Here is a 14100-nt window from a genome sequence, read left to right as displayed (position 1 = left end):
TGCATGAGCGTGTTTCGGGAGCTTGATGAATGGCCACCAAGGCAAAGACGCTGCAGGTTAAAGACAAGGAAAAAGACGACAAGGCAGCGGACGCCCCCGAGAAGGACTCGCCGGACGCCCCGTCGCCGTTGCTCGATCTGTCGGATGCCGCCGTCAAGAAGATGATCAAGCAGGCCAAGAAGCGCGGCTTCGTGACCTTCGATCAGCTCAACGAAGTCCTGCCTTCCGACACCACCTCGCCCGAACAGATCGAAGACATCATGTCGATGCTGTCGGACATGGGCATCAACGTGTCCGAGGCCGAAGAGGCCGATAGCGAGGACGAGAAGGAAGAGGCCGACGACGAGACCGACAACGAGCTTGTCGAGGTCACGCAGAAGGCCGTCACCGAGGTCAAGAAATCCGAGCCCGGCGAGCGCACCGACGATCCCGTCCGCATGTATCTGCGCGAGATGGGCACGGTCGAGCTGCTGTCGCGCGAGGGCGAAATCGCGATCGCAAAACGCATCGAGGCCGGCCGCGAGGCGATGATCGCAGGCCTCTGCGAAAGCCCGCTGACGTTCCAGGCCATCATCATCTGGCGCGACGAACTCAACGAAGGAAAGATCTTCCTTCGCGACATCATCGATCTCGAAGCGACCTATGCCGGCCCCGACGCCAAGAACAACATGAACCCGGCGATGCTGGCGGCGCCCGTTGGCCCCGACGGCCAGCCGGTCGCTGCTGCCAACGGCAATGGCGCGCCTGCCCATGTCGCGCCGCCGGCCGCCCCGCCGTCGGCGACGCCGTTCCGCGCCGCCCCTGCATCCGCACCCGGTGGCGACACCGAGGAAAAGGATCCGGCTGAAGCCGCCGCCGAAGGCGACATGGACGACGACGAGTTCGAAAACCAGATGTCGCTCGCCGCCATCGAGGCCGAGCTGAAGCCGAAGGTGGTCGAAACCTTCGACAAGATCGCCTCCGAGTACAAGAAGCTGCGGCGCCTGCAGGAACAGGACATCGCCAACCAGCTGCAGAGCGAGACGCTGTCGCCCTCGCAGGAGCGCAAATACAAGAAGCTGAAGGACGAAATCATCGTCGAGGTGAAGTCGCTGCGGCTGAACCAGGCCCGTATCGATTCACTGGTCGAGCAGCTCTACGACATCAACAAGCGCCTGGTCTCGTTCGAAGGCCGCCTGCTGCGCCTCGGCGACAGCCACGGCGTCGCGCGCGAAGACTTCTTGCGCAACTACCAGGGCTCGGAACTCGATCCGCGCTGGCTCAACCGTGTCTCGAAACTCTCGGCCAAAGGCTGGAAGAATTTCGTCCATCACGAAAAGGACCGCATCAAGGACCTGCGCCACGAGATCCAGTCGCTGGCGGCATTGACCGGGCTCGAGATCGGCGAATTCCGCAAGATCGTGCACGGCGTGCAGAAGGGCGAGCGCGAAGCCCGCCAGGCCAAGAAGGAAATGGTCGAGGCGAATCTGCGTCTCGTGATTTCGATCGCCAAGAAATACACCAACCGCGGCCTGCAGTTCCTCGACCTGATCCAGGAAGGCAATATCGGCCTGATGAAGGCGGTCGATAAGTTCGAATACCGCCGCGGCTACAAGTTCTCGACCTATGCGACATGGTGGATCCGGCAGGCGATCACGCGCTCGATCGCCGACCAGGCGCGCACCATCCGCATTCCCGTGCACATGATCGAGACCATCAACAAGATCGTGCGCACCTCCAGGCAGATGCTGAACGAGATCGGCCGCGAACCGACCCCGGAAGAGCTCGCCGAAAAGCTCGGCATGCCGCTGGAGAAAGTTCGAAAAGTTCTCAAGATCGCCAAAGAGCCGCTCTCGCTCGAAACCCCCGTCGGTGACGAGGAAGATTCGCATCTCGGCGATTTCATCGAGGACAAGAACGCGATCCTCCCCATCGACGCCGCGATCCAGTCCAACCTGCGCGAAACCACCACCCGCGTGCTGGCCTCGCTGACCCCGCGCGAAGAACGCGTGCTCCGCATGCGCTTCGGCATCGGCATGAACACCGACCATACGCTGGAAGAAGTCGGCCAGCAGTTCTCGGTCACCCGCGAACGTATCCGTCAGATCGAAGCCAAGGCGCTGCGCAAGCTGAAGCATCCGTCGCGCAGCCGCAAGCTCAGGTCGTTCCTCGACAACTGATTTCGCAAGTCAGTATTGACTGTCATTGCCGGGCTTGACCCGGCAATCCATCGAAACAAAGCGGCGGGCGAAAGCCCGCCGTTTTGTTTGATGCGCGATCGCGCCCGCACGCGCCTCGCATCAAGCTGCCGCTGCGATGAGCGCAATGAGACCGGATCAAGCTGCCTCCGCGCCGGCGGTGCGCTCCCTCTCCCGCTTGCGGGGGAGGGCGGGGTGGGGGTGTCGCCACGAGTCAGAATCTTCGTGAGGAGAGAGCCCCCACCCGGATCGCATCTTCGATGCGTCCGACCTCCCCCGCAAGCGGGAGAGGTGCACCGAGTCTGCGGATACGCAGGTGATCGCCCTACTTCTTCTTCGCCCCGACTCGGCTGATGCTCTTGATCTCCAGCGGCGTGCGGCCGGATTTCTCGGCAATCTCGCGGTCCTGCTCGAGGATGAACGCACGCGCCGGCTCGTCGCCGTCGAGCCCGCCGAGCAGTTCGGCAGGCACGCGCCGGTTGGAGCGCTGCGAGTCGTCCTCATAGACGACATTGAAGAAGGCAAACTCGCCTTTGGGATTGGTCCCGGGTTTCTTGGCCATGCGGGCTTTTGGTCGATATGGGGGGCGGTGTCAAAGAGAATTGCGCGGGGAAACAAGCGCCCAACGCAAAAGTTCGCCAGTGGTACTCGGTACCGTAGGAAAACGTCGGGTTGATCGAAGCGAAGGCGTTGCGGAAGCTGGCATCTGGACGGGTCGCGGAAGCTGTCGTGCTCTCGAGCACGATTGGAAAAACCTGCCTGATAGTCGCATTTTCTGTTGATCCTTAAACTGTGCTGGCCTTTACTAGCATAGGTTGAGGGTTGCCGATTTGAGCGTTGAAAATATTATTGATAGCGGGTCGACTCTGAGAGAGCGTCTCGCTGAGAAGCCTGACAGCTGGTCTCACGCGGTCGCGACAAGAGTTGCGCTGCGTTTGCTGCCCTTAACGTTCTCGGACACTACCAAGCTCGACTATATCTGGCCGACCTTTGTTTCATGGGTAGCGATGAACTACCCAGATCACGTTAATGATCTGGTTAAGCCTGCAATGTCGTCTATTCAGTTTGAGGCGAGCCGGGAGCGCGATGTAGGCTCAGTTATACAAAATGCTGCGATCGTAATTGCTCGATCAGGAGCAGTCGCCCGCTCCAATGCTGCGCGAGCAGTAGAGTTTGCCGCTCAGGTCGAATTGAGGGTCACCGGTCGCCAAGGTGATATGATCTGGAGCGGTGTAGGCGCAGACGTCCGCTTTCTAGAGGCAAGAGGGCTTCCTGCGCTTTCGGCGCAGCCTCTCTGGCTTGTCGATGTTAGAGAAGACAGGCGATATCAATCGAATTTCCCTCTTTGGATACGAAAGCCGTTCGACGAGTTCGCCGCAAGTGAACTGGGTCAGTCACCAGGTTGGAAAATTTGGATCAATTGGTATCGGTCGATACTGCCGAACGCTCGTTCGGCGGCGCCACAAAGTCTTTTTGGTGAAGAGAACGATATTTCGATTGCAAGAAAGGGGCCTGCATTTTGGACAAGAGTTCCGGAATCGGTAGGCGCCGAAATTATCAGACTGACTCAAGTCACACGAAAGCCGCGTGAGGAATACCGGAATTGGGTCGAATTCGAGGAGGTTGATGACCTTCCGAACTGGGATGCCCAGCAGGAAAAAGCAGCCGAGACGTTGTCGGAGCAGCGCGAGCCAGCGCCAAAGGTCGAGCACGTTGAGCCTCAGTCCGATGAGCCAACACTAATAGATCAATTGGGGCGCAGAGCGTTTGCGCAGGCCTTGGTGGAGCGAATGGATAAGATCCATTCAAAAGGCGGGCGGGACGGATTTGCGGCGCATATCCATGCACCTTGGGGTGCCGGAAAGACGTCAGTATTATTGATGATGCGTGACCTTATGACTGCAGAGAATCGTAAGGCTGGAGGTGAAGGAATAGGGCCTTTGTGGGTGATCGTCGATTTTAATGCGTGGGAGCAACAGCGTCGAAACCCCCCGTGGTGGCCTCTTATTGAAGCTGTAAAGGGCAGCTGTCTTGAGCGTTTATCTGGAGCTAAAGGTGGCGTTGCTTTTCTTCGCGCGTTCATGATGGATTGGTGGCTCAAAGGATATCAGGTCGATCTGCAACCATTGTGGCTACAAGCTCGTTGGTCTTGGTGGAGAATGAAGACTGACGCGCTGCCATATGTAGTATTTGCGTCTGTTACATTGGCATGTTTTTGGTTTCTTTGGTTTTCAAGCGATAGGACTGATTCTTCATCGGAGTGGATACTCAAGATTCTTACTGCTGCGTTGGCAGTTTGCACTGCCGTTTTCGGAGCCACTCGAGTTGCTGTGTTCGGGTCTTCGACAAATGCAAAGTTCTATGACGATATTTCAAAGGATCCTCTAGATGGAATCACTCGTCTCTTTAGAAGAATCATTGAGAAAACCAATGCGCCCGTCTGTATATTCGTTGACGATCTAGATCGGTGCAGAAGTGATTATGTTGTCGACCTTCTTGAAGGAATACAGACTTCGTTCCGGCAGAGGCATGTAGCCTACGTGGTTGCCGCCGATCGTAATTGGATCAAAGCGAGTTTCGAAAATAGGTACACTTCGTTTTCAACTGCAGTTGGAAATGCTGGGCAGCCTTTGGGTTATCTTTTCCTAGAAAAGATTTTTCAGGTCTCTACGCCGGTACCAGGTATGGGGAGTGAGCTGAGGAACGAATATTGGAAGGGGATGCTAGAAGATGCCAGATCATTTGGGTCGAGCGCAGCAACCATGCAGTTCGATAGAAACGTCGAGCGTCGACGCGCGGTATTGCGCTCTAGGCACGGAGAAAACTTAACGCATAAGAAAGCTGAAGAAATCTTGAGGGAAAGCGACACCGCTGAAGATAGGGCGGCGGTTGTCCTTGAGTTGAGCAGTTCTGCAGCGAGCGAAATTGAGGCTGAGCATCTTCTCGCGCAGTTCGTTGATATTTTGCCAGACAATCCTCGGGTCATGAAGCGAATAGTGAACGCGTTCTCAATGAGGCAGGCGATTGGAATTTTGGAGCGCAGCGTAGTTCCTTCTGACATACTTGCTAGGTGGACGGTATTGGAGCAACGTCTTCCCGCCCTCGCCGATTTGCTGATTGAGCATCCGGAGTGGGTTCGCCATCTGTCCGAAAAAATCACTGAAGGAGAGAAGCCAAATCTACCCTCCGCTCTATTGCCATTTATGGAATTGACGATCGTCCGGGAAATTATAGGCCAGTCGGAAGAGACAAGTCTCACGCCAGACAGGGTGCGATTAATTACCCGGGGCGGAGCTACTTAACTGCGGTTTTCTAGATGGTAAATGTAGTGTTGACTTTTGCTGCAGGCGGTAAGTTACACCACCCCCTCACGGCGCCACCAACTCCACCCGTCTGTTCAACGCCCGCCCGGCCTCACTCGCATTCGACCCCACCGGCGACAGATGCGCCACGCCCGCGGTGCGCAGCCGCGGCGCGCCGATGTGATACGTCTTCACCAGCTCTTCGGCGATCGCTTCGGCGCGGCGGCGTGATAGATCGAGGTTGTAGGTGTAGGGGCCCTGGCTGTCGGTGTGGCCGACGATGAAGACGCTGAGCGCGACCTGCGAGGCCAGGAGCTTTGCGATCTGTTCGAGGGTGGGGCGGCTCTCGGGCCGGATGATCGCCTTGTCGGTGTCGAAGTAGATGCCGTAGAGCGCGACGCGGCCGGTTTCGCGCAGGCCCTTCTCCATGACAGTGGCATCCACCATCTTGTTCTCGATCGCGCCGAGTTCGGCGATCGTGAGTTGCGCGTAGATATCGCGGTTATTCTCGCTGACGATCACGCTGGCATAGGTCTCGCGTCCGTTCTCGCGCTTGTGCGCCGAATGGTAACGGTAGTTGAAGCCGTCCACCCACATCTGCGGGATCGGCAGCGCCTCGATCGCCTCGGTGAAGGGAATTCCGCCGCAGGCGTCGGTGTCACAACTGAGCAGCGGCTCGAATCCGGCTTTTGTCAGTTGCGTCTCGAAATTGCGCGACACCTCCACGATCGAGGGGCCGGGACTGGTGCGATAGGCGATGCGGGTGATGCGGCCTTCGAGGCGCGGCGTATCCGATGGCTTGCCGTCCTTGAAGGCGGCGGCCTGCATGCGCGCGACATCGAAATTCCTCACCTGATGTCCTGAGATGACGCTGCCGGCGAAACGGCCGATGCCGGGAAAATCCTTGGAGCCCGCGACGTCGCGGGTCTGCGCCAGGGCCGCGGCCGGCGCCAGCGAAAAGACGAGCAGGATGAGCAGCGGCGTGATCAGCGCGCGGGGAAGGGCCATTCGGAAAATCTCTGCATTTTTATGGAAAGATACCGGCCGAGGGGCCTTGCCGCAACGCTCGAAGCGCGGCGGCAGACGTGCTAGAAGCAGGGCTGATATTCCGGCGCCCACACCAAAGATGGTTTCCCCATGTACTTCTTTCGCCATGCCTTTGCCTTCTGCTCCCTTGTTCTGGCCGTTTTTCTTGCCGTTTTCCTGGCATCCTTCTCGCAAGCCAATGCCGCGCAATGCGGCAACTCCGCCGCCGGCTTCGAGGCCTGGAAGCAGTCGTTCGCCGGCGAGGCACGCGCCAAGGGCATCAGCGCCTCCACCATCCAGGCCATGATGGCGACGAATTATGCGCAGGCGACCATCAACGCCGACCGCGGCCAGCGCAGCTTTCAGCTGACGCTCGATCAATTCCTCGCCAAGCGCGGCGCCAGTGCGATCGTCGCCAAGGGGCGTCAGTTGAAGAATTCGCAGGCCGCGCTGTTTTCCTCCATCCAGCAGCGTTACGGCGTGCCGCCGGGGCCGCTGCTTGCGATCTGGGGTATGGAGACCGGGTTCGGCGCCGTGCGCGGCAACCAGAACATGCTCTCTTCGATCACGACACTGGCCTATGACTGCCGGCGCACCGCCTACTTCACCGAGCACCTTTACGCGGCGCTGCAATTGATCGATCGCGGCGTGCTGTCGCCGAACCAGCGCGGCTCCATGCACGGCGAAGTCGGCCAGACCCAGTTCATGCCAAAAGCCATCCTGGCCTACGGCACCGGCAATCTGGAAAACTCCGCCAACGCGCTGAGCTCGGCCGCGAATTTCCTCAAGGCCCATGGCTGGCGCGCCGGCGCCGGCTACCAGCCCGGCGAACCCAACTTCGCCGCCATCCAGGCCTGGAACGCGGCGGGGGTGTACCAGAAGGCGATTGCGCTGATGGGCCGGCAGATCGATGGCGGGAGTGAGTGAGGGGTGGTGGTATCAGCCACAAGATCGCTGTCGTCCCGGGCTTGACCCGGGACCCATAACCACCGGCGGTCATTGGGTTACACGCTAGTCGTTACCTTCCTTTTCCTACAACGGGAGCCGCGGCGTATGGGTCCCTGCGTTCGCAGGGACGACGAAAATTAGCCCCGCACCCTCATCTCATGGCATGATCCGCACAACCTCGACGCTACAAGGGATTCGCATGCGCAAGTTTTGTCTGGCCGTCTTGTTCGGCGCCGCCGTCGCCGCCAGCCCCGCTCACGCCGCCCGCTGCGGCGGCGATTTCAATGCGTTCGTGGCGGCGATATCGCAGGAAGCGGCCGCCGCCGGCGTATCGCAGGGGGTGATTTCGCAGGCGCTGTCGGGCGTCACGCAGGATCCGGCGGTGCTGGCCTTTGACCGCCGCCAGCGCGGCACCTTCAACAAGACGTTTGAGCAATACGTCTCGACCCGCGTCGGGCCCGGGCGCATCAAGATGGGGCGGCAGATGCTGATGAAGCACGCCTCGCTGCTGTCGCGGATCGAGAAGCAGTACGGCGTGCCGCCGGAGATCCTCGTCGCGATCTGGGGGCTGGAATCCGATTTCGGCAAGGGTGACGTCGGCAAGATGCCGGTCGTCCGCACGCTCGCCACCATGGCGCATGATTGCCGCCGCACCGAACTGTTCCAGGGCGAACTGATCGCGGCGCTGAAGATCGCGCAGCGCGGCGACCTGCCGCTGCGCGACATGGTCGGCGCCTTCGCCGGTGAAATCGGCCAGACGCAATTTTTGCCGTCGTCCTACATCAAATACGGCGTCGATTTCGACGGCAACGGCCACGTCGATCTGCGCCACAGCGTCCCCGACGTGCTCGCCTCGACCGCCAATCTGCTGCACGTCTCCGGCTTCAAGCCCGGCGCGCCCTACAGCGAAGGCACGCCGAACTTCGAGGCGATGCGCGAATGGAACAGAGCCACGATCTATCGCAAGACGATCGGGTTTTTTGCGGATCAGTTGGCGGGGCGGTAGGTCGCGGCAATCGCTACTGCGTAGGGTGGGTTAGGCGAAGCCGTAACCCACCATCTTCGCCCCCCACGCGGTGGGTTACGCTGCGCTAACCCACCCTACGATCCGCTCGCAATGGCGGCGGAGTGCGACAAAACAACACGACGGGCAACTCACTTCCGCTTTTCGGAAATCGTGTCAAGTCCAAAATTTCCGAAAATCGAAAATATTTTTCTTCCCTCCGACCCCAAATCACCTGCACATCAATAGCCATCCCGTCCCATTCAGAGGGGCGTCGGCCGTCGTCATGACGAGGGGCGGGGATGCGGTGGACGCTGAGGTTGCGATTGACGGTCGCGGCTGAAGCGTACGGCGAAAGCGTGTGGTCCTGACGCCCGTAACGGCGTCAAGTCTTTCGGGAGCCAACGCTTCCGAGGGGCGACGGTGGCAATAGAGGCCGTCTCACCGGGGAGAGCGCGTTATAAGCCGTAAAGCCACTGCGTAGGGAATGTCGGATGTTCTCCGCTGCCCTGTATGCTCGTGTGCAGCATTCTTATGCACAATCGCACGCGAGACCGCGGGTGCAGCGCGCATCCGGCATTCCCTGCGCCCTCTGGATTTTGAGAGGGCGGAACGAATTTGAAAACCTCGGTCGCTGTGCGACGCGAGAACGCGAAACTATATCCACGTCGTCCCGGCGAAGGCCGGGACCCATACGCCGCGGCCCATCGGTGAGATCGCCGGCGTTAGAGACCTTCTTCAACAACGACTGCCGCGGCGTATGGGTCCCGGCTCAAGGCCGGGACGACACCGAATGTGTGGCGAGCTACGAAACCTTCCCCGCATTGACAGCCTTTTCCAGCCGCTTGGCCAGCACCGGCCAATACGTCGCCGGGCGGAAGCGCTGCAGGAGATCCATGTACCACGCATCGTTGCCGATCAGAATCCGCGGCTGGTTTTTCTCGATGCCGAGGATGATGCGCTGCGCCGCCGCCGGAGGCGTCGTCTTTGCCACCGCATCGAAGCGGTCGATCGATTGCGCGCGGCGGGCATTATCGGTGACGCCGGTGCCGGTGCGGGAGTTGCGCGCGATGTTGGTGGCGACGCCGCCGGGATGCACCACAGACAATCGCACCGGGCTGTTGGCCATCGCGAGCTCATGCCGCAGGCTTTCCGAAAAGCCGCGCACGGCGAACTTCGCCGCGCAATAGGCGGTCTGGCCGGGCGGCGCGATGATGCCGAAGATCGAGGAGAGATTGACGATATGCGCCTCGCGCTGTTTTGCCAAAATCGGCAGGAATGCGCGCGTGCCGTGCACCGTGCCCCAGAAATTGATGTTGAACAGCCAGTCCATCTGCGCCTGTTCGATCTCGCTGAACTGGCCGAGCAATGCGACGCCGGCATTGTTGATCACGATGTTCAGCCTGGGATGCGCGGCGCTGGCGGCTTCAGCGAATTCCGCGATCTGGCCGGGCTCGCCGACATCGACGCGGTGCGTCGAGACCTTGCATTGGTTCGCCTTGGTGATCCCGGCCTTGGCGATCTCGGTCTTGGCGATCTCGGCGGCGACCTGCTGCAGCCCGGCTTCGTCGCGATCGGCGAGCGCCAGGTCGCAGCCGCGCGCGGCCAGTTCAAGCGCCAAAGCGCGGCCGATGCCGCTGGCCGCGCCGGTTACGGCGGCGGCCGATCCATTGATGGCAGTCATGCGAGGGTGGCTCCAACAGATGAGAAAACAGACAGGCCGCGCAGCAGTGCGGGTTCCCGCATCTTTCGCAAATTGGAACCGAACATAAAGCGATATTCCGCTTTAACCCCCGTCAGGTTGATGAATACCCATTCAGGGAGGCGAATTATGGGACAATCAAAACCCTTCCGGGCGACCGCACTCGTTGTCGAAGACGATCCGATGCAGCGGGAAATGATCTGCCTGTTGCTGGAAGAAAGCGACATGGACGTGATCGAGTGCGAAAGCGCGGAGGCCGCCGAACTGGTGCTGGAGGAGGCGGGGGCGAGCCTCGTCCTGATGATGACCGACGTCCAGCTCGCCGGCCACAAGAACGGCGTGGAGCTCGCGCATGTCGCCAAACGATTCAATCCGGACATCGATGTGATCGTCACCTCGGGCAAACCGCTGCGGCAGAAGCTGCCGGATGGCGCCCGATTCTGGGCGAAGCCCTGGGCGCCGCTCGACGTGATCCGCGAGGCGGAAAGGATGTCGATCGCCTGGAGCCGGATGGGCGAGGCGTAGTGGCCGACCCCATCATCTGTCATGGCCGGGCTTGACCTGGCTTGACCCGGCCATCCACGTCTTGGCGGATGCGCTGCTTTCGCAACCGGCCGCGCCATGATATGGCCGACCGGCGCCGCATTCGCAGCCAATGGGGTCTGATTGATGACATGGTCCTTCCTGCTCACCACGCTGATCGTGGTCGCATCGCCCGGCACCGGCGTGCTCTACACGCTGGCGGTGGCGCTGACGCAAGGCGGCCGCGCCTCGATCGCCGCTGCCTTCGGCTGCACGCTCGGCATCTTGCCGCAGATGCTGGCGGCGATGCTCGGGCTTGCCGCCGTGCTGCATACCAGCGCTTTGGCGTTCGCGGTGTTGAAATGGTGCGGCGTGGTCTATCTGCTCTTTATGGCCTGGCAGGCGCTGCGCGAAACCGGCGCGCTTGCGATCGACGCCCGGCCGGCGCCGGGCCGATCGAGCCGGCGGGTGATCGTCACGGCGGTGCTGATCAACATCCTCAACCCAAAGCTCTCGATCTTTTTCCTCGCCTTCCTGCCGCAGTTCATCGCGGTGGACGAGGCCTATCCTTTGGCGCGGATGCTGGAATTGAGCGGGGTCTTCATGGCGATGACGTTTGCGGTGTTCGCGATCTACGGCCTGTTCGCGGCCGGCGTCCGCGACCGCGTCATCACCCGACCCAGGGTGATGGCCTGGCTGCGCCGCAGCTTTGCGGCGGGATTTGCCGCGCTGGGCGCGAAGCTGGCGTTCGCGGAGAGATAGATGTTTTCGTCATGCCCCGGCTTGACCGGGGCATCCAGTACTCAGGGTCTGTCGGTGTGTACTGGATCGCCCGGTCAAGCCGGACGATGACCCCGGAAATAAAAAGCGGGCCCGAAGCCCGCTGCTTTCGAAATCGATGGTTTTGCAATTGGGAGGCTTGAAAGTGGAAGCCTTGAACGTACCTAGAGCCTCGAAAGTGAAGCCTTGAAAGTGAAGTCTCGAAGGTGGAAGCCCGGGCGGAACTGAGCGCCCCACCCGGGCCAAAATTCACTTCTTCGACTTGGCCTTCTTCGCCTTCTTCGCCTTTTTCGCCTTCTTCGCTTTCTTAGCCATAGTAAATCCTCTCAAGGTTTTAATGGATTGAAACGCGACTCCGAGGCATGCTTGGCGGAGGGCCAACCTCGCAACATCCTCGAGATCAATTGCAACAGATTCGCGGTGCGATGCCGCGTGCTGTCACGTCGCCGTCATCACGTTATCCACAGCTGTTATGCATTTTGACGTGCTTTTCCGCCGAAATGCCATTCGGTAGCGCCGATCGCGCCGCGCGCATCATGCTTAACGATGCCCCAACGCGCGCGCTCTTCATCAATTTAAAACCACGGTATTGATTAACCGGCGACGGTGAGAGTCCGTTAAGCGAGCAGGGCGCACCTTGTCCGTAAGACAACGGGGATTGTCGATCGGGGAAACGCCCGCGGAGGTGAAAGCCTTGAGCGATTTACTGGGGCGATCTAACAGGGGAGACGGGGCCGCAGACGTCCCGGGCACGCGATGCTGAGCGTTCCGACGCTGTGGACGGTGTTCGTCATCAATTTTCTCGCGCTGGGCCTGATCTGGGCCTACGTGATCCGCAGCTATCCGTCCTTCTATGCGGCGCGGTACTGGACCGCCTCTTCCTTCATGGCTGCCACAGGCGCGGCCGTCGCCATGCTGCGCGTCGTGACCGACGCACTCTGGCCGCTGCTGATCGCCGGCACCGCGATGATCGCAGCCCTCTGCCTTGCCGCGATGGGCGTTCAGAAATTCTTCGAGAAACCAGTGTCGTGGCGCGCCACCTGGCTGGTCCTGGGGCTGAGCTTCGCCGGCCTTTCCTTTTTCGTGTTCGCCTATGACAGCGCGCCGGCGCGCATCACCATCTTCACCATCGCCCAGGTTCTTCCGCTGGCGCTGAGCGTCAAACTGCTGCTGACCCCGCAGCAGGGCCGCGTCAATCCGGGCGCGCGGCTGGCGGCCATCGTCGCCAGCCTCATCATCGCCATTTACGGCATCCGGCTGGTCGGCGGCATCGTCGGCAACGTCAACTACATGCATTTCAGCCCGGTGCAGTCGGGCGTGATTTTGGTTATGGTATTTCTGTCGATGGCGCTGAATTTCGGCTTCCTGCTGATGGCGATGGACCATCTGCGCAATGAAGTCGCCGATCTGGCGTTGCTCGACGACCTCACCGGCGTCGGCAACCGCCGCCATTTGGTGCAGCGCCTGACTGAGGAATGCGCGCGCTCGGAGCGCAGCAACCAGCCGTTCGCGTTGCTGGTGATCGACCTCGACGGATTCAAGGGCATCAACGACACCTACGGTCATGCCGCCGGCGACGCCTGCCTGCAGCATTTCACCCTGATGGCGCAAACCCGCCTGCGCCCCGGCGACATGCTGGCGCGGTCGGGCGGCGACGAGTTCTGCATCGTGCTGCCGTCCTCGACCTTGCGCGAGGGCGCGATGATCGCGCGTCGGGTGCTGGAAGTGTGCCGCGCCGATGCCGAACAATGCATGGGCAAGGATATTCCGATCTCGGTCTCGATCGGCGTCGCACAATGGACCCGGGAGATGGGGGCGTTCCCCGACCGTCTGATCGCGGCGGCCGACCACGCGCTTTACGACGCCAAGAAGGGTGGCCGAAACTGCTTTGCGACCTACGAGCCCGCGCCGCCGCTGGCGCCCGGGATCGAAATATCCGTGCTGGCGGATGCGAGCTTGCGCAAGCGCGCCTGAAGCATGTTACTCAAGGGGTCGTCATTTGGATCCCTAGCGTATGAATCTCCGCCGCCTTGCGATTGCGCTCTGCGCCATCGCGCTCGCTCTTCCCGCATCCGCCCAAACGCCCGACCTCGCCACCATCGCGCGATCATCCGGCACGCCCGAGATTCCGGGATTGAAGATGGTCTGGCTGGCGCCATGGGGCGACCTTGCAAAGGCGCATCCCTGGCGCAACATCATCGTGCATCAGACCGAAGGCCCGGCCGGCTCGGCCCGTGGCGGCGCGCAGGCGCAGTCCAAAAATCCGACGCGGCGCGGCGTCATGGTCTGGGTCGAAACCGACGGCACCGTGTACTGGGCGGTGCCGGAAAATCTGGTGCCGACCCATGGCGACGGCGGCAATCGCAACGACAACAAATACATCGACAACCGCCCGACCTTTCGTCAGGTGGTCGGCAACAATTCGGTCGGCGTGGAATTCGCCGGCAATTTTCCCGACGTGACGCGCGGCCCCACCGAGGCGCAGGTGGCGGCGTGGCGCATCCTGGTCAAGGTGCTGCGCGCGCGTTACCGCATCCCGCTGACGCAGGTCTATGCGCATAACTGGATCGACTTCAAGGACGCCCGGTATTGCGAAGGCTGCGAGCTTGCAAAGCTGGCGCGGGAGTGGGGCGAGTAGGG

General features: G+C 60.9%; 11 protein-coding genes. 8 read left to right on the top strand and 3 right to left on the bottom strand.

Going from position 1 to position 14100, the window contains the following annotated elements; all coding sequences use genetic code 11:
• Window positions 1-29: 29 nt before the first annotated feature.
• Entirely contained in the window at window positions 30-2159 is a 2130-nt protein-coding gene (gene rpoD / locus JQ558_RS20530) for an RNA polymerase sigma factor RpoD (RefSeq protein WP_212207706.1), read from the top strand.
• 343 nt (window positions 2160-2502) lie between these two features.
• Here the strand turns inward: rpoD and JQ558_RS20525 are convergent, their stop codons facing one another.
• Window positions 2503-2739 carry a hypothetical protein gene (locus JQ558_RS20525; protein ID WP_192736715.1) on the bottom strand — a complete coding sequence of 79 codons (237 nt, stop codon included), beginning with the start codon at window positions 2737-2739 and terminating at the stop codon, window positions 2503-2505.
• Window positions 2740-3007: 268 nt separating this feature from the next.
• Between JQ558_RS20525 and JQ558_RS20520 the strand changes: the two genes are divergently transcribed.
• Entirely contained in the window at window positions 3008-5479 is a 2472-nt protein-coding gene (locus tag JQ558_RS20520; RefSeq protein WP_212294706.1) for a P-loop NTPase fold protein, read from the top strand.
• A 66-nt stretch (window positions 5480-5545) separates the two neighbouring features.
• Here JQ558_RS20520 and JQ558_RS20515 read toward each other — a convergent pair whose 3' ends face one another.
• Window positions 5546-6487 carry an OmpA family protein gene (locus JQ558_RS20515; RefSeq protein WP_212294705.1) on the bottom strand — a complete coding sequence of 314 codons (942 nt, stop codon included), beginning with the start codon at window positions 6485-6487 and terminating at the stop codon, window positions 5546-5548.
• A 129-nt stretch (window positions 6488-6616) separates the two neighbouring features.
• On the opposite strand from JQ558_RS20515, the gene JQ558_RS20510 reads away from it, so the two are divergent.
• Together JQ558_RS20510 and JQ558_RS20505 are read left to right on the top strand one after the other, a co-directional pair.
• Window positions 6617-7432, top strand: coding sequence for a lytic transglycosylase domain-containing protein (locus tag JQ558_RS20510; protein ID WP_212294704.1), 816 nt, complete (start codon window positions 6617-6619; stop codon window positions 7430-7432).
• A 220-nt stretch (window positions 7433-7652) separates the two neighbouring features.
• Window positions 7653-8459, top strand: a complete 807-nt coding sequence (locus JQ558_RS20505) for a lytic transglycosylase domain-containing protein (RefSeq protein WP_212294703.1) — start codon at window positions 7653-7655, stop codon at window positions 8457-8459.
• Between the two features lie 802 nt (window positions 8460-9261).
• Here the strand turns inward: JQ558_RS20505 and JQ558_RS20500 are convergent.
• A complete protein-coding gene (locus JQ558_RS20500) occupies window positions 9262-10140 on the bottom strand; it encodes an SDR family oxidoreductase (protein ID WP_212294702.1) in 879 nt (292 codons plus the stop codon).
• Between the two features lie 147 nt (window positions 10141-10287).
• Here JQ558_RS20500 and JQ558_RS20495 point away from each other — a divergent pair, with 147 nt between their 5' ends.
• The 4 genes from JQ558_RS20495 to JQ558_RS20480 all read left to right on the top strand — a co-directional run bounded on the left by JQ558_RS20495 (window position 10288) and on the right by JQ558_RS20480 (window position 14098).
• Window positions 10288-10683, top strand: coding sequence for a response regulator (locus tag JQ558_RS20495; protein ID WP_212207715.1), 396 nt, complete (start codon window positions 10288-10290; stop codon window positions 10681-10683).
• 144 nt (window positions 10684-10827) lie between these two features.
• Window positions 10828-11442: a LysE family translocator gene (locus JQ558_RS20490; protein ID WP_192736709.1), complete on the top strand. Its 615-nt coding sequence runs from the start codon at window positions 10828-10830 to the stop codon at window positions 11440-11442.
• Window positions 11443-12216: 774 nt separating this feature from the next.
• Window positions 12217-13434, top strand: coding sequence for a GGDEF domain-containing protein (locus tag JQ558_RS20485; protein ID WP_212271591.1), 1218 nt, complete (start codon window positions 12217-12219; stop codon window positions 13432-13434).
• Window positions 13435-13474: 40 nt separating this feature from the next.
• Window positions 13475-14098: a peptidoglycan recognition family protein gene (locus JQ558_RS20480; protein WP_212294701.1), complete on the top strand. Its 624-nt coding sequence runs from the start codon at window positions 13475-13477 to the stop codon at window positions 14096-14098.
• Window positions 14099-14100 lie beyond the last annotated feature (2 nt).

It is taken from the genome of Bradyrhizobium sp. AUGA SZCCT0160 (assembly GCF_018130105.1).
In the GTDB taxonomy this organism is placed as follows: Bacteria; Pseudomonadota; Alphaproteobacteria; order Rhizobiales; family Xanthobacteraceae; genus Bradyrhizobium.
This window is presented reverse-complemented; position numbering and strand designations above follow the sequence as displayed.